The 22,237-nt window shown below is 63.1% G+C and carries 19 protein-coding genes and 1 pseudogene; 6 read left to right on the top strand and 14 right to left on the bottom strand.

Annotated features, from left to right (window positions below; all coding sequences use genetic code 11):
• Positions 1–88: 88 nt before the first annotated feature.
• Entirely contained in the window at positions 89–898 is an 810-nt protein-coding gene (locus tag QMG84_RS18255) for an ABC transporter ATP-binding protein (RefSeq protein ID WP_281932405.1), read from the bottom strand.
• An 83-nt stretch (positions 899–981) separates the two neighbouring features.
• Between QMG84_RS18255 and QMG84_RS18250 the strand changes: the two genes are divergently transcribed.
• Genes QMG84_RS18250 through QMG84_RS18235 form a run of 4 tightly spaced genes read left to right on the top strand, consistent with a single transcriptional unit; the run spans position 982 to position 4,484 of the window.
• Positions 982–2,718, top strand: coding sequence for a fumarate reductase/succinate dehydrogenase flavoprotein subunit (locus tag QMG84_RS18250; RefSeq protein ID WP_281932404.1), 1,737 nt, complete (start codon positions 982–984; stop codon positions 2,716–2,718).
• Between the two features lie 7 nt (positions 2,719–2,725).
• On the top strand, positions 2,726–2,959 hold the full coding sequence (locus tag QMG84_RS18245) for a 4Fe-4S dicluster domain-containing protein (protein WP_202073307.1): 234 nt from the start codon (positions 2,726–2,728) through the stop codon (positions 2,957–2,959).
• A gap of 5 nt (positions 2,960–2,964) precedes the next feature.
• The gene (locus QMG84_RS18240; protein ID WP_281932401.1) at positions 2,965–3,945 is read left to right on the top strand and encodes a HEAT repeat domain-containing protein; all 981 of its coding nucleotides are present in this window, start codon (positions 2,965–2,967) and stop codon (positions 3,943–3,945) included.
• Positions 3,942–4,484, top strand: coding sequence for a GNAT family N-acetyltransferase (locus QMG84_RS18235; RefSeq protein WP_281932400.1), 543 nt, complete (start codon positions 3,942–3,944; stop codon positions 4,482–4,484). The genes QMG84_RS18240 and QMG84_RS18235 overlap by 4 nt, the downstream gene beginning before the upstream one ends.
• A gap of 272 nt (positions 4,485–4,756) precedes the next feature.
• Here the strand turns inward: QMG84_RS18235 and QMG84_RS18230 are convergent, their stop codons facing one another.
• Positions 4,757–6,127, bottom strand: coding sequence for an amidase (locus tag QMG84_RS18230; protein ID WP_281932399.1), 1,371 nt, complete (start codon positions 6,125–6,127; stop codon positions 4,757–4,759).
• A gap of 229 nt (positions 6,128–6,356) precedes the next feature.
• A complete protein-coding gene (locus QMG84_RS18225) occupies positions 6,357–6,902 on the bottom strand; it encodes a GlcG/HbpS family heme-binding protein (protein ID WP_281932398.1) in 546 nt (181 codons plus the stop codon).
• Between the two features lie 265 nt (positions 6,903–7,167).
• Between QMG84_RS18225 and QMG84_RS18220 the strand changes: the two genes are divergently transcribed.
• Positions 7,168–7,344: a hypothetical protein gene (locus QMG84_RS18220; protein WP_281932396.1), complete on the top strand. Its 177-nt coding sequence runs from the start codon at positions 7,168–7,170 to the stop codon at positions 7,342–7,344.
• Here the strand turns inward: QMG84_RS18220 and QMG84_RS18215 are convergent.
• The 7 genes and pseudogenes from QMG84_RS18215 to QMG84_RS18185 all read right to left on the bottom strand — a co-directional run.
• Positions 7,327–7,524: pseudogene (locus QMG84_RS18215) on the bottom strand (DDE-type integrase/transposase/recombinase); the annotation flags it as partial. The gene QMG84_RS18220 and the pseudogene QMG84_RS18215 overlap by 18 nt on opposite strands.
• A gap of 190 nt (positions 7,525–7,714) precedes the next feature.
• Entirely contained in the window at positions 7,715–10,267 is a 2,553-nt protein-coding gene (locus QMG84_RS18210; RefSeq protein WP_281932395.1) for a TonB-dependent siderophore receptor, read from the bottom strand.
• Between the two features lie 118 nt (positions 10,268–10,385).
• Positions 10,386–11,330: a FecR family protein gene (locus tag QMG84_RS18205; protein WP_281932394.1), complete on the bottom strand. Its 945-nt coding sequence runs from the start codon at positions 11,328–11,330 to the stop codon at positions 10,386–10,388.
• Positions 11,331–11,421: 91 nt separating this feature from the next.
• On the bottom strand, positions 11,422–11,922 hold the full coding sequence (locus QMG84_RS18200; RefSeq protein ID WP_202073314.1) for an RNA polymerase sigma factor: 501 nt from the start codon (positions 11,920–11,922) through the stop codon (positions 11,422–11,424).
• Positions 11,923–11,985: 63 nt separating this feature from the next.
• Positions 11,986–12,453 carry a hypothetical protein gene (locus tag QMG84_RS18195; protein WP_281932393.1) on the bottom strand — a complete coding sequence of 156 codons (468 nt, stop codon included), beginning with the start codon at positions 12,451–12,453 and terminating at the stop codon, positions 11,986–11,988.
• Positions 12,454–12,779: 326 nt separating this feature from the next.
• Positions 12,780–13,493 carry an SMC-Scp complex subunit ScpB gene (gene scpB, locus QMG84_RS18190; protein WP_281932392.1) on the bottom strand — a complete coding sequence of 238 codons (714 nt, stop codon included), beginning with the start codon at positions 13,491–13,493 and terminating at the stop codon, positions 12,780–12,782.
• 79 nt (positions 13,494–13,572) lie between these two features.
• Positions 13,573–14,640 carry a DUF1403 family protein gene (locus tag QMG84_RS18185; protein ID WP_281932391.1) on the bottom strand — a complete coding sequence of 356 codons (1,068 nt, stop codon included), beginning with the start codon at positions 14,638–14,640 and terminating at the stop codon, positions 13,573–13,575.
• A gap of 215 nt (positions 14,641–14,855) precedes the next feature.
• Between QMG84_RS18185 and QMG84_RS18180 the strand changes: the two genes are divergently transcribed.
• Entirely contained in the window at positions 14,856–15,962 is a 1,107-nt protein-coding gene (locus tag QMG84_RS18180; RefSeq protein WP_281932389.1) for a site-specific integrase, read from the top strand.
• A gap of 313 nt (positions 15,963–16,275) precedes the next feature.
• Here QMG84_RS18180 and repC read toward each other — a convergent pair whose 3' ends face one another.
• The 4 genes from repC to QMG84_RS18160 all read right to left on the bottom strand — a co-directional run bounded on the left by repC (position 16,276) and on the right by QMG84_RS18160 (position 22,231).
• A complete protein-coding gene (repC, locus tag QMG84_RS18175; RefSeq protein WP_281932387.1) occupies positions 16,276–17,622 on the bottom strand; it encodes a plasmid replication protein RepC in 1,347 nt (448 codons plus the stop codon).
• A 187-nt stretch (positions 17,623–17,809) separates the two neighbouring features.
• The gene (gene repB / locus QMG84_RS18170) at positions 17,810–18,793 is read right to left on the bottom strand and encodes a plasmid partitioning protein RepB (RefSeq protein ID WP_281932385.1); all 984 of its coding nucleotides are present in this window, start codon (positions 18,791–18,793) and stop codon (positions 17,810–17,812) included.
• Entirely contained in the window at positions 18,790–19,989 is a 1,200-nt protein-coding gene (repA, locus tag QMG84_RS18165; RefSeq protein WP_434085998.1) for a plasmid partitioning protein RepA, read from the bottom strand. The genes repB and repA overlap by 4 nt, the downstream gene beginning before the upstream one ends.
• Positions 19,990–20,527: 538 nt before the next feature.
• Complete coding sequence (locus tag QMG84_RS18160; RefSeq protein ID WP_350356524.1) at positions 20,528–22,231, bottom strand: bifunctional protein-serine/threonine kinase/phosphatase; 1,704 nt, start codon at positions 22,229–22,231, stop codon at positions 20,528–20,530.
• Between the last annotated feature and the right edge of the window lie 6 nt (positions 22,232–22,237).

The following is a 22,237-nucleotide window of genomic DNA, read 5'->3' as shown; positions in this document are numbered from 1 at the left end:
CAGCGCCACGCCGGGGTGATATTCGTTTTCGAACCAGCGGGACGAAGCTCATCGGCTCGGATTCCCCTGCGTATGACTTGCATGACGGTCACGCAGCGGACTCCGACAGGTCGAAGATCCGACGACCCTCGCGACGAATCAGCTCGAGGCACTGCAACTTCGCCGCATTGAAGGGGCCGCTCGCGGAGATGTCCGGGGGGCGGGGACTCGGCAAGTCGATGGGCAAATCGAGTATGACGCGCCCCGGCGCGGCGCTGAAGACAATCACTCTGTCCGCCAGATAGATCGCTTCGTCCACATCATGGGTGACAAAGAATATAGTGGCGCCGACGTCTCGCCAGAGATCGAGCAGCAACTCCTGCATGAGCGCGCGCGCCTGCGCGTCGAGCGCGCCGAATGGCTCGTCCATCAACAAGACCGAGGGCCGGTTGATCAATGCACGCGCGATCGCGACGCGTTGCTGCATGCCGCCCGAGAGCGTGTGGGGATAGCGGTCGGCGAAACCGGATAGCCCGACGCGATCGATCCACTCGTACGCCGCCCGTCGCGCTTCGGCGCTTCCGATCCCTCGCATGCGCAGACCAAAGGCGATGTTCGCCACGGCCGTCTTCCATGGAAACAGCGAATAGTGCTGGAAGACGACGCCACGGTCGGCGCCCGGCCCGCGGATCGGCGCGCCATCGACAAGAACCTCACCGGAGGTTGGGGGAAGAAAGCCGGCGATGGCATTCAAGGCGGTGGATTTGCCACAGCCCGAAGGGCCGAGAAAGCAGATGAATTGCCCCGGCTCCGCCGCGATCCCGAAATCTCGCAACGCCGCCGCGCCACGATAAGCGACCGTGAGATTGCGCAGTTCGACGTGTCCGGCGCGGACTGCCGATGGACTCGATGAAATCATACCTGTAATATAGACTAACATGCCTTAGAGTAGCAACAAGATCGCGTCCGCCGGCTTGGCTGATGCGCCAGCGGGAGTGCAGCGTGACGGCCAACGACGACGCCGAGACCATTTTCGAAGCCGATGTTCTGGTGATCGGCGGAGGGACTGCGGGGCCCCTCGCAGCCTACAAGGCCAAGACTGCGAACCCTGCGCTGAAAGTCGTTTTGCTCGAAAAAGCCAATGTGAAGCGGTCAGGGGCGATCGCCGTCGGCATGGACGGATTGAACAACGCCGTCGTGCCGGGCTTCGCCACGCCCGAGCAATATGTACGGGAAATCACCATCGCCAATGACGGAATCGTCTATCAGAAGGCGCTGCTTGCCTACGCTGAGCGCTCCTTCGACATGATCCGTGAACTCGACCAATGGGGGGTGAAATTCCTCAAGGACGAGAATGGCGACTACGACATCAAAAAGGTTCATCATCTTGGAACCTACGTGCTGCCGATGCCGGAGGGCGCGTCGATCAAGAAGGTCCTGTACCGGCAATTGCGCAAGGCGCAGGTGCTGATCTCGAACCGCTACATGGCGACGCGCCTGCTCACCGGCGCCGACGGCCGCATTGCAGGGGCCATCGCGATCAACAGCCGGAGCGCTGAAATTCTCGTCATTCGCGCCAAGGCGGTCATTCTCGCGGCCGGCGCAGCCGGGCGTCTAGGCCTTCCAGCCTCTGGCTATCTGTGGGGAACGTACGAGAACCCCGCCAATTCGGGCGACGGTTACGCAATGGCGTTTCATGCGGGCGCGGAGCTCACCAATCTCGAATGCTTCCAGATCAATCCGTTGATCAAGGACTATAACGGTCCGGCCTGCGCCTATGTCGGTGGGCCCTTTGGCGCCTATACGGCGAACGCCAGCGGCGCGCGCTTCATCGAATGCGACTATTGGTCGGGGCAGATGATGCTGGAGTTCTATCGCGAACTCCAGGGCGGTGGAGGTCCCGTCTTTCTCAAGTTCGATCACCTTGCGCCGGAGACCATCGCGGAGGTCGAGAACATCTTGCACAAGGTGGAAAGGCCCTCGCGCGGGCTGTTTCACAAGGGTCGGAAAACCAATTACCGCAAAGACATGGTCGAGATGCATATTTCGGAAATCGGCTTTTGCTCCGGACACAGCGCGTCGGGCGTCTGGGTCGACGAGTTTGCCCGCACGACCGTCCCGGGCCTCTATGCGGCGGGCGACATGGCGAGCGTGCCGCACAATTACATGCTCGGCGCCTTCGTCAACGGCGCGATCGCCGGTGAGCATTCCGCGAGCTTTGCAGATGAGGTCGATCTTGCGGACTATGGCGCCGCACAGGTGGAGGCCGAGCGGGAACGAACGCGCGCGCCATTGCGCAACGAGACCGGACTGCCGCCCAATCAGGTGGAATACAAGATCCGGCGCTTCGTCAACGATTATCTGCAGCCGCCAAAAGTGACGCGCAAATATGAAATTGCGCAGAAGCGCTTCGCTGAACTTCGCGCCGACCTACCGCGCCTCGCCGCGCGCGATGCGCACGAGCTGATGCGCGCGCTCGAGGTCCATTCGATTCTGGACTGCGCGGAAATGGCCGCAGCCGCTTCACTCTACCGCACCGAGAGTCGTTGGGGCCTCTACCACCATCGCCTCGACCATCCTGAGACAGACGACGAGAGCTGGTTTTGTCATACCCAGCTCTACAAGAATGAGCGCGGCGGCATCTCCTGCCGCAAGCGGCCGGTCGACCCCTACGTGGTGCCAGTCGAGACGACAGAGCGCGACGCCTATCATCGTCTTCGCATTCCCGCTCACAGTTGAGGCGCCGATGTCCTTCGCGGAGAACCCTTCCGAGTTTCCGGTCAACATCGATGCGGAGAAGTGCATTGCAGACAAGGGCTGCACGGTTTGCATCGACGTCTGCCCGCTCGATGTGCTGTGGATCAATCCGGAGACCGGCAAAGCGCATATGCGTTACGACGAGTGCTGGTATTGCCTGCCATGCGAACTCGACTGCCCGACCAAGGCGGTGAGCGTTTCGATCCCCTATCTGCTGCGGTGATTGTCATGGCGCGGGACAGCATTTTCGAGGATCAGAGCCTCGATATCGAAGACATCGAGGCGCGTTTCAAAAGTTCGGACGCGGATGAGCGCCGCATGGCGATGCTCGAACTTGCCGAAAGCGCCGAGGCGAATGGAGAAGCGCTTCTCATCCGCGCCCTGAGCGATCCCGATCCCGGCGTGCGCCTCGCGGCGGCGGCGGGGTTGGAGCAGTTCGACGGCCCTGCCGTCGCGCAGGCGCTCGCAAACGCTCTGCTCGACGCGGACTCGTCCGTCGCGGCTGCCGCCGGCGCCAGCCTGTGCGAATTGCGCGCGCCCGAGGCGGCCACGCCGCTGCTCGCGCTTATCGGCCATCCACGCGCGGACGTGCGCGCCGCCGTCTGGCGCGGGCTGCGCGATCTGCGCGTCGGAGCGACCTTTCCCGTGGCGATCGACGCGCTTGCCGATTCCGACCCGCATGTGCGGCGCGAGGCGATCGGCGCGCTCGCCTACCTCAAGCGCGCCGACGCGCTGCCGGCTTTGCTCGGGGCGGCGACAGACCCTGATGTCGATGTGAGGCGCGCGGCGCTGTCGGCGCTCGCCTTCGCGCCCGCCGATGCGGTGATCGACGCGCTCTTCTCGGGTCTTGCCGATGGGCATTGGCAAGTGCGCGAGGCCGCGGCGGTTCTTGCTGGGAAGCTCCGCGCGGCGGGGGCCGAGCGCGCGCTGATCGACGCCCTATCGGACGACGCTTGGCAAGTCGCGCTCAAGGCCGCAAGCGCCCTGGGGCGGCTTTCAACAGCGGACGCCATCCCCGCGCTCGGCGGGTTGCTGTCGCATCCCGTCAGCAATCTGCGCAAGGAAGCAGCCGCGGCGCTCGGCGAAATTCGCCGGCCGGAGGCGCTGCCCTATCTTGCCGGCGCGGTCGACGACCCCGATCCAGACGTGCGCAAGATCGCGCGCTGGTCGATACACCTCATCAAAAGTGATACTTTTCAAGGCGGTTGATCGGGCTTGCCGCGAACTTTCATAATCGATCCGGGTTTTGCTTGCTCTCTGAACATTTGGCATACTGCCAATACCGTGCAGGGCTCGTCCGAAAACCAATGATCTCGGCAGGCTTTCAGTTCCGCCTTCTCACAATCGACGATTACGACAGCCTCGTCGAGGCGTTGTTATGGCAAGAGGGCGTCGGCATGAGCGGCTCCGATAGCGTCGACGGTGTCGCGAGATTTCTTGCTCGCAATCCCGGCATGAGTTTTGTTGCGGATGCAGAGGGAATGCTTGCGGGCTGCGTGCTCGGCGGCCACGACGGAAGGCGCGGCTATCTGTATCATGTATCGGTGAGCCCTCAATTCCGGCGTCGGGGCGTCGCGCGCGGCCTCGTTGCTCGGACGGTCGCCGCCATCGCAGCAGAAGGGATCGAGAAGATTCACATCGACGTTTTCGCGGACAACGGCGCCGGGCTAGCGTTTTGGCGAGCCATCGGCTGGCATGACCGCGACGAACTCAAGCGGTTTTCGTTCACCCCTCCGAGTGGGGCGTAATTCGTAGGCGCTGCCGGCGTGACACGCACTAGGTAGCGGAGCGTCACGTCTCATGATGATCAGCAACAGCCGATTCACGATCTCGATCATTTGCGCTGGACCGATCATTCCGACGACACATGGATCATCGAAGGGGTGTATGCCTTGCTTTGCGGAAGTCGAGCTGACGCGCGCGACCGGTACAGTCCTGATCGACTAAATGAGTTCGACGCTCTCGCTCGTCGCTCCTGTACAGCGGCGATGAGCTTGCCGACGCCGTTCAAAAACGGCGATTACAGCTTGCTCAACGAATCGAGATGCGGCGTCGGAAATGGCTGTAGCTTCTCGAAGGCGCGCGCTAGGCGAAGCACTGTGAGGTCGCCATATTGCGGGCCGACGACATGGAGGCCGACCGGCAGCCCGTTATTGTCGAAGCCCGCGGGAATCGATGCGCCGGGCTGCTGCGTGATGTTGAAGGGGAAAGCGAAAGGCGTCTGCGGCGGCGTCCCGAGGCGCGGGACGGGCTGCGACTGCACGGGCGTGACCAAAAGATCGTATTTCTCGTGGAAACGTCGCATGAGGATCGCGAGATCGGTGCGGCGCTCATTCGCCTCGACGACTTCCGCAAGCGTATAACGTTCGAGCTTTTCAACGCGCGCGCGGATGCCCGGATCGATCAAATCCAGCCCCGCCACGCCGATCTCGCTGCGCAGCCTGATCGCGCGCTCGGAATTGATGGCGTCGATGATCGGCGACGGATCTCTGAAACCGGGATCGGTCTCTTCCACGATGGCGCCGAGCTCCGATAGGCGCGCGACCGCGCGATCGACGACGGCGGCGAGGCCGGGATCGACTTTCACATAGCCGAGCGTCCGGCTGTAGGCGATGCGCAGACCTTTCACGCCGCTGTCGAGATTCTCTCTCCAATCGCAAATGTCGCTCGGCAGGCTTTGCCAGTCGCGCACGTCCGGCTGCGCAATGACATTGAGGAGCAGTGCGGCGTCCGTCACCGTCCGCGTGAGGGGGCCGATATGGAACAACGAGCCATTGTGCGGATAGCCCGCGACGCGGCCGAATGTCGGCTTGAAGCCGAATACGCCATTGACGGCTGCCGGATTACGGATCGAGCCGCCGCCGTCAGTGCCGACTTGCAACGGCCCGAGCCCCAATGCCGCTGCGACCGCCGCGCCGCCGCTGCTGCCGCCGCTCACATATTGGCGGTCCCAGGCGTTCGGCGTCACGCCGCCGAGCTTCGTTTCGGTGAGGCCCTTGAGGCCGAATTCAGCGGTCTGGGTTTTCCCGAGAATGACCGCGCCCGCTTCTCGTAGACGCGCCGCCGGCGGGGAGTCGGCCTGCTGGATGATGTCGGGAGTCGCAAGGCTGCCCTTGCGCGTCGGGAAACCTTGCACGTTGAGCAGGTCTTTGAAGCCCACCGGCACGCCGTCGAGCAAACCTTTCGGCGCGCCGCGCGCCCAGCGCGCTTCCGAGACCTTTGCTTGCGCGAGCGCAGCATCGGCGCCGACGGCGCGATAGGCGTTGAAATGTGGCTGGAGTTCTCCGATGCGCTTCAGCGTCGCCATAGTCGCCTCCACTGGGGAAAGCGTTTTTGTGCGATACGCCTCGATCAGCTCATAGGCGGTCAGTTGTGTGAGATCCTGCGACATGGCTGCCTCCCTGGCCTTGGACGATTTTTGTATGCCGCTTTTATTGCTTTCCGCGACGCCATCTCGGCGTGTAAGCCAAGTTCAACCTTCAGGAACCAAAGTGCAAAAAGAAGTATTGAGGGAGGCAAGGTGTTCGTGATGGGTCACTGCTCGGCCGAGCTGATGATCGGCCGAGCTGACGACGAGAAACCCTGTCGGCGATTTCATCGCCCACGGGAAGGCGCGCAGCCTATTTCAGCCGCGGCTGCACGCGTTGCAGACCCGCGAGCGCATATTGTTCATCCTTGTCGGCGCCACGCGCGCCGCCAACGCCGATCGCGCCGATAACCTCGTCATTGACCTTGATGAGAACAGCGCCCGCGCGCGCGAGATAGTTCGGGTTCGCGGCGATCTGATCGGCGAGCGTTTTGTTGTTCTTGACCTGCTCGGCCAGCTCGCCGGAGGTCTTCTTGAAGGCGAGCGCCGCCTGCGCCTTGAAGTTGCTGTTGTGCACCGCGCGGGGTCCGACGCCGTCAGAAACGAGGACCGCCTTCAGCACTCCGGAGGAATCGATGACGCTCACCGCCACTTTTTGATCGGCAGCCTTTCCGGCGTCGATCGCCGCTTGCGCCGCCTCGATCGCGAGCTCGAGCGAAGGACCGCGCGCGGGGGGCGGCGGCGGACTTTGCGAAGGTGCGGCTGCGCCCTGTGCCGGTCCCGACGTGGCCGATTGAGCGAGCGCCGGCGCGGTCGCGAGGACATAAACGGCAAATGCGCAGAGCAGGTTCGATCGCATTCTTTTATTCCCTTCCAGCAGTCTATAAGACTACTATTATGGTATAAATATAACGTCAAGCTCAAACCGCGGCGATGCAACTGCTGCGATCCAACGCTAGAGCGCGTCTCCGGATACGGAGCGGATGCTTGCCTTTGTGAATCTTGCTTTGTCCTCGCGCAGCGCCGCTGCCGTCCTTTTTCCTTGTCTATTTCCTACTTACCGCGTAGATAAATGAGCTAGGTTCGCGCCTCGTTGGGCGCAGCCGTCTGATGCGGACGGGTTCATGAAGAAGCGCGACAAGCCGGAGTTCACGGCGGGCGGCGGCCTCATCGATCGACATTGGTTTCTTGCCGCCGCCGGAGGCTTCGGCGTCGTCGGCCGCGCACGTGGCGAAACGCTTGTCGTCGAGCCTTGGATTACCGAGCCGGGCGCTTCTCGCGGCTTACGCCCGAGAGCGTAGAACTGCCTTTGCTGGGCGCAATTTGCCCGTCGTTTGCAACTGCCCTTTTCGGATCATGTGCATGAGCTCGACGCCGGCGAGCGTTGCTGCGGCCGAGCGAAAGGATTTGAACCCCAGCACCCGCCACACAACCCGCTTGATTGCTCGGTGGTCCTGTTCGACGATGTTGTTGAGATATTTTCCTCCGCTGGATCTCGATGCCCGACTCGTTCTCTGCATTGTAGCTCTCGATTGGAGCGTGTGGCGCCGCTCTTGTCGATCGTGACATTCTTCGGCGCGCCGTTTTGGCCGATCGCTCGGCGAGAAAATCTCCATAAAAATACAAAGCATCAAGACCATTGGGCGCAATGGAAACCGCCTGTTCGAGCGTTCACAATTCGCCGCGCAACGTCACCATGAAGTTCCGAGGATCGCCCGGCGTGTTGTAAGTGTTGGCGCCGCCGACGCGCATGTAATATTTCTGGTCGGTTATGTTGTTGAGATTGAACTGCAGCGTCAGATGGTCGTTGATCTTGTACGACGTCATTGCATTGATGACGGCAAACGCCGGCCCATGTCGGGCCTCGTTCAATGTATTGATCGCGCCGGACAGGCCGCTCTCCGCTACGACGCCTGCGCCGATCGTCAGCCCTTTCCACTCCCCCTCGAAATCATATTTGCCCCAGATCTTGAACATATGGGTCGGATACCACGAACTGATCGGCCGCCCCGGACTGTTTTTGTCTACGATGAGCTTCGTTTGCAGATAGGTGTAGCCACCGACGACGTCGAGCCCTGGCAACGGACTTTGGATGATTGGCAGTTCGATATCCGCAAGAGGCTTCCCGGAGAATTCTACTTCGACGCCAGTGGATTCCGCCTTGCCGGCTTGAAGATAGTAGCCCGGGTTGGCGGGATCTGCATAAGGACGATTCCGGTCGTTGATCTCGAACCACGCGGCCGAGGCGTTGAGCTTCTTGTTCAGGAACTCGCCTTTGACGCCGGCTTCGAACTGCCCGCCGACCTGCGGATCGAGCGTGATTCCGTCAGCTTTCTGGTTCGTCTGCGGAATGAAAATATCCGAGTAGCTGCCATAGATATTGATTTCATCGGTCACCCGGAAAATGCCGGCGAGATAGGGAGAGAAGCGGTGGTTGGATTTCGCGCCATATGACCAATTGGCAGACGCGCTTGGGAAAACATTGCGGTTCTTGGCAAAGAAATTCGTCAATCGACCACCGAAGACGAAAGTCAGTGGATCGATTGGCGTCAAGCGAAGTTGGCTATAGGCTCCATGCTGCAAAGTTTGATTCTGGCCGCCCGTCGTAAAGGGATTGAGATTCGGACCGATTGCATTCGGCCAAAGGACTGGGATGTTGTTCACATAGACGCGCGGGGCGCCCTTATATTCATAGGTGAACCGATCATAGTTATAGCCGATCGTCAACGTGTTCTTGATCATCGCCCAAGGCAGCGTGCCGGACAGATAGGAGTCGAGACCCGTACGATGATAATAATACATGTAATGGCGGCGCGCATATTGCGCCGTCCAATTGGAAGGATTGACGCCGCTGTTCGGATAGGCGTCCGCGAACTCGTAGCCTATGTCGCGTCGATTAAAATTCACCTTTGCGACCCAGTCTTCACCGAACCGATGCTCCAAGCGGATATTTTTGTCCTCCGTGTCCCATTTGGCTTGAGTCCAATCCGGATAGGGATTCCAGGATCTGGGCACATTCAGGAAATAGGGGCTCGTCCCGCCGAAATAAGAAAGCGCAGCGACTGGTTGCCCGCTATAGGCGGGGTCACTGGTGCGCTGGCGTGTGTAGGCGACGTTCAGCAGTGTATTGGGGGTGATGTCATATTCGAGCGAGCCATAGCCCAGCCATTTGTCTTCAGGTTGCGACGGCGTGAAGAAGAAGTGCTTGTCCTGGTGGAGCACCAGCGCACGATAGCGAAAGGTCCGCTCTTCGTTTATCGGACCGGTCACATCGATCAACCCGCGATAATTGTCCCACGAACCGGCGGTGAATTCCGTTCGGAGCTTGAATTCGTCCTGCGGCCGTTTTCTCACAATATTGACGATGCCGCCCGGATTTCCCGCTCCAGATAGCAGACCAGCCGGACCTTTCAACACTTCGATGCGATCGTAGACAGCGAGATCCAGTTGCTGATAGCCGGCAAGACCATCGTAGGTCGGGACGCCGTCATAAGCGACGCCGAGGGTGTAGCCGCGTGAGGCCGGCCATCCTTGCGTGACGTCGTTAGCAATGGTCGAGACTCCGGGCACCCAGAACATCGCGTCCTGCACGGTGGTGAGCTGCATGTCATTCATCTGTCCCCTCGTCATCACCGAGACAGACTGCGGTATCTCCTTTCTGGGCAGCGGCACCTTGCCGGCGACCGTCACGAGCGGCGTCGTGTAGGTCCCCGTTCCTTCGGTGATAGCGCCGCGGTCGGCGCTATATGCCTTCTTGTCGTCCGGATTTGTCGCCTCGACGTCGGTCCGCTTCGTCGCGCCCACGTCAATCGGCGGGAGCGCCTGGAACCCCGCGTCGCTGCGCGCGCCCCTATCGTTCTGCGCGAGAATGATCGACACCGCCTTTTCGTCCGGCCCCCCGAAGCGATAGGACAGACCGGTTCCCTCGAGCAGCCTGTCGAGCCCTTCGCGCATCGAGAAAGATCCAGAAAGCCCCGTCGTGCGGAGCATCCGTGTCACGCGCGCATCGTAGAGCAGATGCAGCCCGTTTTTCACGGCGAAGGCGTTCAAAGCCGTCGCCACCGATCCTGCGGGAATGTCGTAGACCATCACGACGCCGCTGCGCTCTTGCGGCGAGAGGGACGCCTCCGCAGGTGTTCCTCCCAACGCGAAGGCGCCGAATGTCATTGCCGCAATTGTCGAACCCAACGCCGCACCCTCGTAACACAGACCTTTTTTCGTCATCGCCGCTTTCCACCGAATGTGCCCCGGCCGTCTCCGCCCGTGACCAACTCGACGCTCTCATGACGATTTCGGAATGTGGGTTGATAAAAAAGATTCGGGCAGCTCTTGGCCCGGTGCGTCACTCGGTTAGGAAAATCAGGTAATCGGTGAAATGTATGGCGCGCAGGCCGAGGAAAAATTCGATCTCGCGCAACGTCGTGAGCGGCTCGGCGGTCGAGAAGACGCCGCTCACCCGCCGCGCGCAGGTCGAGGCGCGCAGGCAAAACACATATCCATGGCGATAGCGGCCGAGCATCGCGAGCGCCTCACCGAGCGAACGGTCCTCGACGACGAGCGCGCTGCGCCGCCAAGCTGCGACATTCTCGGCGGCGACGCTCACGGGCGTCCGCGCCGGCGTATTCGCTTCGTATGAGGTCTCCTGTCTCATCTCGACGATCAGCCGCTCGCCGCCGCTCGCGACCGCCACCGCATGTTCGCTCACAGCGACGCGCGCGCCATTTTTCTGGAGCGCAACGTCGAAGGCGGTGCCGAGCGCCGTGACCGTGCCGCCCGCCGCCTCCACGACAAAGGGACGCGAGGCGATGGGCGCGACCTCGAACCAGGCCTCTCCCGAGAGCAGCGTCACGCGCCGCAATCCCGTCTCGACGCGCACGGCGATCGCCGAATCGGAATCGAGCTCGACACGCGAGCCATCGGTGAGCGTCACCGTCCTGCGTTCCCCGACGCCGGTCGAATAATCAGCCGGATGACGGTTCGCGAATTCGGCGAGCCAACCGAAAAAAGCGAGAGAAGCCGCGAGTGCAACGCTGGCCGCAGCCCACCAGGTCCGTCGCACGCCGTGTGCCTGACGGCGGCGGGCGCGCCGCAGCCCCTGCGCCTCCGAGAACATTTCAGTAATGTCCGCATAGGCCTGAGCATGGGCGGGATCGGCTGCGAGCCAAGCCTCAAAGGCAATACGGCGCTCGCCGTCTATGTCGCCGGCCTTTTCCTGCAACCACCATTCGATCGCAGCGTCATGGCCGTCGTCACGATCGGGGGCGTCGTCGTCCATTCTCTTCATCATGCCGACGTCGTCCCCTGCTCTCGGACAATCTCCGCCCATCGCCCGATACGACGCGCGGACGCGAAAAAAGGAAGGTCGAACCATAAATCTGTCATCTGATCGCCGCCCAGCAACGCTGCATGGCTATCCTCATATGTTGCCGCACCATGCGCTCCGTGACGCCCAGCCGCCTCGCAATCTCCGGGAGCGGCATATCCTCGAAGGCGCAGAGTTCGAAGACCTCGCGGCAGCGTGGCGGCAGGGCCTCAATCGCCGAGGCGAGACGCTGCGCCCGCCGGTCACGATCGACGATCTCGTCCTGGGGCGCGTCCCAGCTCGGCGGCTCGCCGAGGATTCGGTCGAAGCTCAGATATTTTGCTTCCGTCCTGCGGCGGCGCCCGTAGTCGCGAGTCAGATTTGCCGCGATCCTCTGCAGAAAGGCCGGCGGATCCGCGACGTCGTCGAACCGATCGTGGCGCAGCGCACGCACGAAAGTCTCCTGCAACAAGTCGTGAGCGGCCTCGGAGCCGACGCGACGCACCAGATAGGCCGTTAGCGCGCGTCTGTTACGCACGAACAACTCGTGAATAAGATGGGATTTCTTTTCCGACATACACCGCCGCCTGCAGCGGTCATCGACATCTGCTCGAGGCGGATATCGAGACCAGCAAAGAGATCAATAGAGTCGAGAGCTCAAGGCGGTCGGCGGTGGCGCACGGGACGAAAAGACGCGCGACCCGCCGGTCCCCTCCGGCGGCGGCAGGCGGTTGCGGAAGAAAACCGGCTCGCCGGAGGAGCGCGGATAGAGGAAGGCGATCACATAATGAAGAAACGCAACCGGATCGGCGTCGGCCGCGTCATGCTGCGGGCAAATCCGGCACAAGACGCAATGGCCATGGCCGTCGGCATGGTCCCGCGGGGCGCGATCGCCGGAAGGCGCGATGCAATCCTGTCCCGCTGCCGCGACGGCGACATCCGCCGAGCCGAAGCGCGAAGCATGCGCCTCCACCACAACGGTAAGGAAGAGCTGCAGGAGCAGCAGCCAAGCCGCGGCGCCCGCGGCGAGCGCGCTCCTCAGCCGGCCGTGATGCGCCCAAAACGAAGCCATGCCGCCAGTGGAAACAGGCACGAGCTCGACCGTCAAGGGGGCATCGCAGAATCCGAGGGCCTGTTGCGAGATTTTTCGGCTTACACTGGCCTTAGGGAGCGGCGCTTCATGAAGCGCTCGCAGGAGCCGGAATATGCCCTCGAACGTGGCCGCGAAGTTGGGGCGCTGTTAGGAAGACGATTTAAAAGGGCGGCATTCCGAGGCATTTCAGCCGACGGAATCTGCGCTATCCATCTAGTTGCCGTGACCTCGAAAGGACGGGTCCAAAGGCGGTAGCCTGAGGCTGCGGTTGGCGGTCCGATACTCCACCCTCGAAGCTGGCGTCGGAGTGATAACGCCATCAAAGAGCGGGAGGCGCTTTCTCAAGCCCCGACGTCGGATTCATCGAATTCTGGCGTCTCCGGCTCTTCGTCCTCGTCAGCCCCTCCATCCACCCCCAACGCGTCGTCGAGCGCCGCGTCGACGCCCTCATCTGACTCCGACCGGATTAGCCCGCCCCGTTCCAGCGCTTCGAGGTCCGGCAGATCACGCAGGCTGTCGAGCGCGAAGATTTCGAGGAAGCGCTTGGTCGTCACCCAGGCGATCGGCGCACCGGGCGCCGGGGCGCGCGGGCCGGCGTCGATGACGCCGCAGCTCTTCAGCCGGCCGATGACGTCGCGGCTGATCTCGCGCCCGGCAAAGCGGGAAAGCTCCGCCCTCGTGACCGGCTGCAGATAGGCGATGGCCGAGAGCGCGATCATCTCGAGCTTGGTGAATTCCGGCGCCCCGGCGTCTTTGGAGCCCTCGATCGCGCGCAACGCGGCGGCGTGGCGCGGCCGCGTGCGGAACTGCCAGCCGCCGGCGACGCGGACGATCTCGTAAGGGCGCGCGCGCAGTTCGGCGTCGATGTCGGCGAGAAGATCGTCGAGCCGGCAGGCGGCGCCGACGAGCTGCGCCAGCGTCTCGCGCGGGACGGGCGCCGGGGCGGCGAAGATCGCCGCCTCGACGCGGCCCATCCATTCGCGCCAGCGTAACGCCTCGGGGAATTCTGCGAGCTCCTGGTCGAGTTCCGTGGGCGGGCTGCGGCGGCGGCTCATGGGCGCCCGCCCGCCGGACGCGACGCGCGAAGCGCTCCGTACGAGCGCCGATTGGCGCGGGTGCATCGTGGTTTGCTCATCACAGTCCGTAGATCCTGAAAGTTTCGCGCCCGGTCAGCTCGCGCGCGCCGCCCAGTTCAACGAGCCGGTCGAAAAGCCGCCGCGCGGCGCGATCGGACATGCCGGTCGCCCGGGCCGCGGCGGCGGGGGTGACGCCGTCGTCGGCGAGCAGCAGCGCGACGACGCGGCCGGCGGGCTTGGCGCGCAGTTTCGGCAGGACGGCGACCAGCATCGACGCGCGGCGCTGGAGATCGACGGCGGCCAAATGCGCATCCGCGGCGGCCAGCGCATAGGCGCGCAGCGCCGCGCTCGGCCACGCCGCGTCGCCCGGACGCAGGCGCCGCCCCGTCGCATCGCGCATCCCACCGACCCGCAGGGCGAGCAAGGCGAGCGGGCGCTCCCAGCCGAGACGTTTCGCCAGCACGAGGTCTGCCCCCCAGAGCGCGAGCAGCTCTGCGGCTTCGGCCCGCGCGCCGTTCGCGCCTGCCCGGCGCGCGATCGCCTGCGCCGCGGCGACCGATCGCCCGAGCGGCTCGCCAGCGCCGGCGACATGGGCGCAAACGATCTCGGCATACTCTGCCATGTCGCCATTCAGGCCCAGCAGCTCCCCGGCGCACTCGACGTCGCCATGATCTCCCCCGAACCGCGGGGCCCCGAACAGGCGAAACAGCGCGTGCAGGCGGCCGGCGGGGCTAAGCGCCGCGTCCGGGGCCGCGAGCAGCAGCGCGTCGCGCAAAGCGGCGTCATCCTCGCGCAGACGCGCCGCCGGCGCGCAATGCGCCGCCGCGGCGAGGGCCTGGCGCGCGCGCAAGACGCCCAGGAACGGCGGCGCCTCCCGCTGCCCGCTCGTGACGACGGCGTGGAGCGCGGCGAGACTGGCGCCGGCGAGGACGGCGGCCTCGACGTCGGACATGCTGTCGAGCGTGGGGAGGGAAGCGCGCGCCCATTTCGGAAAGGCGTTTGCCGGCAAAGCGTCGCGCCCCGCGTCGTCTGCATCGGCGGCGTTTTTTTGGCGGGGACGGTGAGCGAGCGGCGCGAGGGCGATCATGAGGGCATAAAAGATTCGGATCGTCGTGAGTCTATCCAACTGCGGCGCTTACGCAAGCGAATTCAAATAAAAAGCGCCGCTATTGTCTTCTCCTATCTAGGTCCGATAATGTGCGCTTATCGGACACGAATCGAGAGGCGCGGATTTCTGGGCGGTAAGCCCGCTTTTCGGCCTCCCAAAGCCCGCCCCGGCGTCGGATTTTTCCGCCCGAAAAGACGCCCAGCGCCCCAAAAGGGCGCTAAAACGAGGACGACATGGCCGACATCGACGACAATCAGGACGCCGGCGACCACGGCGGCGCGCCGCTCGCCGAGCGGGCCCCCTCGCCGCATCTCGCCGCGCTTTCGGAAAAAGCCCGCGATTACGCCCGCGCCGCCCGGGCGGAGAACACCCAGCGCGCCTATGACGCCGATTGGCGGTCGTTCGCCTCCTGGCTGCGACGCCAGGGGCTCGCCCCCCTGCCCCCGGCCCCGCAAACCGTCGGGCTCTATCTCGCCGCCTGCATGGAAGCGGCCCCCGGCCGCAATCCGCTGAGCGTCGCGTCGCTCGAGCGCCGGCTGTCCGGCATCTGCTGGCGCTATCGCCAGCTCGGCGCGCCGCTCGACGCCTCGGATCGGCATATTGCGACAGTGCTCGCCGGCATTCGCCGGACCCACGGCCGCCCGCCGGTCCAAAAGCAAGCGATCTTCGCCGACGAGCTGCTCGCCATGCTCGCCGTCCTCGACAACGATCTACGCGGACTGCGCGACAAGGCCATTCTCGCCATCGGCTTCGCCGGCGGCCTGCGCCGCTCGGAAATCGTCGGGCTCGATTGCGGCCCCGGCCAGACCGAAGACGGGACCGGCTGGATCGAGGTTTTTCGTCCCGCGAACAGCAGCGCCGGGGAATCGCCAGAGACGCGCGCTTCAGACGCGTCCGGCGAGGGCGGCCTGCTGCTCACCATCAACGGCAAGACCGGCTGGCGCGAGGTCGAAATCGGCCGTGGCTCCTCTCCCCTCACCTGCCCCGTCGCCATGCTGGAGACCTGGCTGAGGCTCGGGCGGATCAGTCACGGGCCGGTGTTTCGTCCCGTCGCCCGCAAAAATGGCGGCGTCTCGCCGGAGCGCCTGACCGATAAACATGTCGCGCGGCTCGTGCAGAAAACCGCCCTCGCCGCTGGCCTGCGCGGCGATCTCCCTGAGGGCGAGCGCCGCCTGGCTTTTTCCGGCCATTCCTTGCGCGCCGGCCTCGCAAGCTCGGCGCGGATCGAGGAAGCCCATGTGCAAAAACACCTCGGCCACGCCTCCCCGGAAATGACCCGCCGCTACCAACGCAAGCGCGACCGCTTCAAGGTCAATCTCACCAAAGCCTCGGGGTTGTGAATCCTCTGGCGAGCGCCTCACTCATTCGAGGCTTAAATCGCTGGCGTCACATGGGCCGTAGCCATCGTGAAGCCAGCAACGGCGCGCGATACGCACTCGCTCCAAGATTGAGCAAGCCGCAGGCCTTCCTTCGCCGAAAGGTTCTCGCCGCCAGCACCATGCACGCTTCCGGCCGGACAACCGGCGACGCGCTCACGAGCGCAAGTTTCAAACACATTCTCCAACGCTGCGATAATGGTCCGCTGGTCCTCGGATGCCGAGCGCAACCTCGACCGCTCGGGCAATCGTCAAAGCGCCAAGTGGCCTCGGAATGTCACCCTGCCCTTTTTCGCTCCCGCGCTGTTTTCCCAGCCTTTCCGCGCAGCAGCGCCATCAGCACTGGCCCGAGGGAGAATTCCCCTGCCCGCGCCTTGGCCGTCAAAACCCGCAAATAGCCGCCTGCAGATTTGATTTCATCGCCCCGCTGAAGGATCGCGGCGATAACGATCGCAGCGTCATGCTCGCCCAAAACATCGAGCGCCTGCGACCAGGCGTCTGGCGAAACGCCTAAGGCCGACCGCACGATGGCGGACGCGTCCACCAAGTCGCGCCAACAAGAAATCTCACCGCCCTTGGCGTAATCGACGATGTCCGGGCAGGCTTGCAGCACCATTCCGAGCGGGTAAGCGCGCGGCGCGACGGCGGCACGGGCTTCGAGTTTAGGATCGGGTAGCTTTCCTCCCAAATCTCCTGCCCTATCGCCTTCCGTGTCTTCGACGATTGGCCCGAGCGGTTCGACCCTGCCTTCTCGAAGGCGAGGTTCAAGATCAGAAATGTTTGTGGTTTGATTCTGTATGTGACGCTCAGTCTGAGACTCATTGCCGCTTGTTTTTTGGCGTTTCACATGGGTTTCCAGATCGTTGGTGATTTCCCCCGCAAGCTCCGCCAGTTCCGTAGCCAAAGCCTCCAACCCTGCCCGCGTCATCTTGCGCGCCAAGCGGCCGGAAAGCGCTCGATAATCGCCGTGGCGGGCGTCCCAATCGCCGGGAACGCCCTCCGCAATGCCGGTCTCGATCATCTTGACGATGTCGCGCCGAGTGAGCGTGATTTTTTCGCGCAACAGGGCCATGGCGCGGTTCTCCGCGCGCACCTCGTCGGCGAGATTTTCGATTTCGTTGGCGCGTGCAATCAACGGCGTCAGGTCGAAACCAAAAGACTCCTCTATCGCGCCGCCTTCCCCGCGTCTCGCGAACCGTTTACCGTTCGGCGAGTCGCGCCGGATGATCAGGCCGGCCTCTACGAGCGAGGCAAGATGCCGCCGCAGAGTCGCCGGCGCCATGCCGTGGGCGCGGATCGAAAGTTCTTTGTTAGATGGGAAAACGACGACGCCAGGCGCGAGGGGATCAATCCCCTCCTTCGCAGCGGCCTTCGTCCCGCCCTTGGACAGAGTCAGCGCGGTTTCCTGGTGGAAGCTCAGCAGGGCATGAAGCACCGACAGCGCGCGATCAGTGACGCCGAGCGGGCTCTTAGCTTCTGTGAGGGAGCGAAACAGCCGCCATTTATGGACAGCCGTCTCCGATGCGTCGGGTTGGGCGACAAAATCCCGTGTCGCCGCTTGCGCCGCCACCATGGCAAGCGACAACGATCGCCGCCCAAAGGGCGTCGTTGAATATGTGCGCATGCTCTTTTGCCTCGTTCAGGCAAAAGAAATCAGCTCGCCGAAACGGCGCCGACACTTGACAGCGATTCGCGGAAGTGGGATTCTCTAGGTGCTACGCTATGAGAAGGGCTTCCGGGCGGTGACGTTTCGGGGGCCTTTTTCTTTTGCTGGTTCCTTTTCTTTCCTGATATTCCTACGCAACGATCCGCTACTCACGACTTGTGCGGAATTCCTCATAGAGATCGCTCAGGCGCCTGGCGACGTAAGCCCCGAAATCGGGCTCTATTTTCTCGTCGAAGCGCAATATGGTCGCCTTGGGATCGCGACTGATGCGCGCCAGAGGCGCGCCATCGGGGCGTTTCCATATCTCGTCGCGCGTCGTCTTGGACGCCTTTTCCATCGCCGCCGCGAACGCCTTCAGAAATCGGGCGTCGGAGTCCGCCGGCAAATTTGCGTCGGAGAGAACCGCCTCGACACGCGCGAGCGTTTTTCGCCCGCGCAAAAGCTCGGCTAGTTGGAGCCATCGTCGCCGTCCGGCTTTCGGCGCCGGTCCGATCGCTCGAACGACTGCATCGGGCAGGGCCCGCGCGGCTGTGATCAGCTTCGAAAGCTCGGTTTTGTCGGTGGAGAGCGCCGCCATAATCACGCTGCGGTCGTGCCCGCTGTCCTCGAGGGATCGAGCAAAAACGGCGCGCTCGATAAAAGAGAGATCGCGCCGCGCGGAATTCTCGATGCCTTGCGCAATAACGAGCTGCCGGTCATCGAGATTGCGCACGACGGCTTTGATCTTGATCCCGAGGTCTTGCGCGGCCTTCAATCGCCTATGCCCATAGGCCGCCTGATATCCGCCGCTGCGCGTTGGATGGGGCCTCACGAGAATAGGGACTTCCTGACCGTGGGCCCGAAGCGATTCCTTGAGCGTCTGAAACTCGGGATCGTCGAGACCGGAAAATCTGTCTTTGACAAAAGAAACGTCGACGGATTGGGGGTCCAATTCGACCACCGCCGAGCCGGTGGCGAGCGCCTCCTGGAGCGTCCGGGATTCTTCCGCCATCCGATCAAGCGTCAAGCTCATCGTTCGCACCGGCCCCGCAAGGACCCTGTCGTTGCTTTGCGGGGCAGGGCGGTCGGATGAGTTGGCCGCGGCCAACTTGTCCTCAAGGAGCGAGGTCAAAATGTTCCGTCGGCTCATGGAATCCGCCCCCAGGTTTTGAGAATGAGCCCGAGAATTTCGCTATTGACCGCTTCCAGAGACTCGATGGCGCGGTCGTAAGTCGCACGCCCGATCGATCCGCGCTCGAGCTCGTATAGCGATTGCTTGGTAAGCCCCGCATCCGCAATGGCCGTCGATTTCCACGCCGAGGCGGCGAGAACCTCCTCGCCGAAAAGGCTCCGAAGCAGCGCTACGACCTGCGACTGCGGCCCGTCATGCGGCTCGTGTCGCGTGATGACGTAGCGAATAAAGTCGTGACGGAGATCGCCGGCCGCTTTTCGAACCACCGCCATCAAATCGGACGCCATCAGCAAAAACTGCGACATGGACGCGACGTCGACCATTTGCGGATGAACCGTAATCAGAAGCGCTGTCGCCGCACAAAGCGCGCCGAGCGTCAGATAGCCGAGCTGGGGCGGGCAATCGACGACAACGATATCGTAGTCGGCTTCGACTTCAGCGAGAGCATTCCCGACGCGCTCGAAGAACATGCCGCCGGGCAGCCGCGTCCCAAGGGCCAAGGCGCGCGGCGTTTCGTGCTCGAACTCCATGAGCTCGAGATTGCCGGGAATGAGGTCCAGTCCGTCGAAATAGGTCTTGCGAACGCAATCTCTGACCGAACGTCGGGCCCCGTCATATCGGATGGCGCCATAAAGCGTGTCCCCTTCGGCAAGGTCGAATTCCGGCTGCAATCCGAGCAGGGCGGACAGGGAGGCCTGAGGATCGAGATCGACGGCAAGCACCCGGAAGCCCGACATCGCCAAATATTGCGCAAGATACAGACACGTCGTCGTTTTTGCCGACCCGCCCTTGAAATTGACGCAGGCGATGGTCTGCATTTTCTCGCCCGGCCGGCGATGCGGCAACACGGACAGCGCATCGCGCGGTTTGACCCTGGCTATATGCGTGCGCAGCTCGTTAATCTGTGCGAGCGTGTAAGAGCGCCGTCCCGAAGCGCTTATTTCAGGCGCGGGGCCGATCCCGTCGAGGGAGAGCTGTCGAAGATATCCGTCTGACACGTGCAAAAGTTTCGCAGCTTCCCCCGATGAGAAGGATCGGAGCGACTTGTGACTGTCGGGGGGAAAAAGTCGTGTGCCAAGGGCCTGAAGCTGTTCGGACAAAAGGCGCGCATGCGCGGAGATCCGCGCATCGGAAGTTGCCGTCGCCTCGTTTATCTGCGCACCCACGATTTTTTCCTGCGATACGATTTGAAAGCGCAAATTCGCCTTGGCCCGTATCAGGACCACGATTCGGCGCCTGTGCGCAACGAATTTTAGGTAAACGAGACGTTAACGCCGAATTTCGGGAACTAGATGACGGAGTTGGCCGCGGCCAACCCAGGACCGAAGACGTCGTCGGATCATTTCGAGCCGCCGCTTAGACAATATTGTCTCACAAGACATTTCTGGCCAAAGTGACAAAATCGGTCGAGCATTCTACGTATGCGCAAGGCGGGCGCTCCGATGGGAAAACCGCTCAAGCCGGAAGGGGAGAAAGCACGTCGACAGAGCCCTTGCCGGGGCCCCGAGCGCCAGAGACGGGGTGTCCCAGCAGGGCAGGGGAGTTGGGCTCGCAGAACGGAACCGCTCTAAGTCTCTCCGGCTCCGGTAAGCGCTCGGCGCAATTGCTGACAAAGGCGCGCGCCAGACCCCGCCGCCGATGGCCATGTTGTGATATCAGCGTCGACAGTCCCTGACACAACGCCATTTGCGCTCATCGTAGCGCCAGCGACGCGATCAGCAGACAAGCCAGCAGCAGACAGAGTCCTTGCCAGAACGCGAGAGGATTGCGCTCGTAAAGGGATTGTTTGCGCAACGGCGCAGGCCCGCTCCGCGCCGCGCCATTCTCGATCTCGAAACCGAACTCCAGGACGTCGCCGAAGCGGTCGCGCGGATCGACTGCAATAGCTTTTCGAACCGCTAAATCGAGCCAAGCGGGAAGATCGGGCCTTTTTGCGCAAAGCGGCTGCGGCCGCCCGAAACGCGGCTTACTAAAGGGTTCGACTTCGCCATAGGGATAGGCGCCAGTGAACATGCGGTAGATCGTGACGCCGGTCGCATAGAGATCGGAGCTTTCGTCGCCCACCGCGCCTTGAAACAGCTCTGGCGCCATGTAGCTCGGCGTGCCGGGAATCTCCTGGCTCGTGAAATCATCCAGGCGCGGGGCGCGGCACACGCCGAGGTCGACGAGCTTCAGCCCGCCTTCCCGCAGGAGTATCACGTTATCTGGCTTCACATCGCGATGGATGACGCCAGAGCGATGCAACGTCGCGACGGCCCGGGAAAGGCGCGTCGCAATCAATTGGCCCTCCGCCAGCCCGACGCTCGGCTTCCGCCGCAGGCGCTGCTCTAGCGTCTCGCCTTCGTAGAACGGCATCGCCGAATAAAGGCGGGTCTGCCGCCCCGGCGGCAGTTCGACGATTTCGCCGATAAAGGGGCTCCTCACCCGCGCAGCCACCCACGCCTCATTGACGAAGGCGAGCCTGTAGGTTTCGTCCTCGGCAACGCGGGCGTGAGGAAATTTCAGCGCCAGAGACCTGCCAGTTTGCAGGTCTGTCGCCCGCATCAACAGGCTGTAACGTCCCTCGGAAAGAACCGATTCCAAGCGGAACCCGTCCAATGTTTCGCCGACCGCAGGCCACTCTCGAATAGGGAGAGCCTCGATAGCGCGCGATAAGGCGCGCTCATCCGCCGGAGGCAAATCGACGACGTCCAGAACAAGGGCGGTCGCATTGTCGCTGCTTCCGGCGCGGAGCGCTGCTTCGACGATGGTCTCCGCAGTTTCTTGCGGCGAACGCCGCTCCCCAAGCATCCCGCGTAGAGCGCGATTGCGCAGCGACCCATGGACCCCGTCGGAGCAAATCAGGAAGCGATCATGCAAGGCGAGACTGATAGACGCCTGATCGAAGAGCAGCGCCTCCTCGAATCCCATCGCACGGCGCAGGGTGGCGAAATCGCCGCCCCCGACGATGTGATCTTGCGTCAGCAGCTCCAGACCGCCTGCGTTCAGTCGATAAACGCGCGTATCGCCGACGTGAACCACAAAAGCGGCGCGGCGCGAGAGAATAGCGGCGCTGAAAGTCGTCGCCATCCCTTGAAGCGTCGGATCGACGCGTCCCTGCGCGGCGATCCAGGCGTTGGCGGCTTCGAGGGATCGGGCTGCGGCGCGAATGACCCCGATCGTTTCTGGCTGAGCATAATAACCTTCCATAAAGGCGCGAACCGCGGTTTCAGCCGCCGCGCGTCCGCCCTTGTGGCCGCCGACGCCGTCAGCGACGGCGGCGACCACTCCCTGCAATGCGCCGGCGCCGCTAGGGCCGAAACAAATCCCCACGTAATCCTGATTGTCTGGCCGCCGGCCTTTCTCACTGGCGAAGCCCGCTTCGACGCGAAGATCGTGATCGTAGCGGGTCAGCACGAGTCG

The sequence above is a fragment of the Methylocystis iwaonis genome, assembly GCF_027925385.1.
Taxonomy (GTDB): domain Bacteria; phylum Pseudomonadota; class Alphaproteobacteria; order Rhizobiales; family Beijerinckiaceae; genus Methylocystis; species Methylocystis iwaonis.
This window is presented reverse-complemented; position numbering and strand designations above follow the sequence as displayed.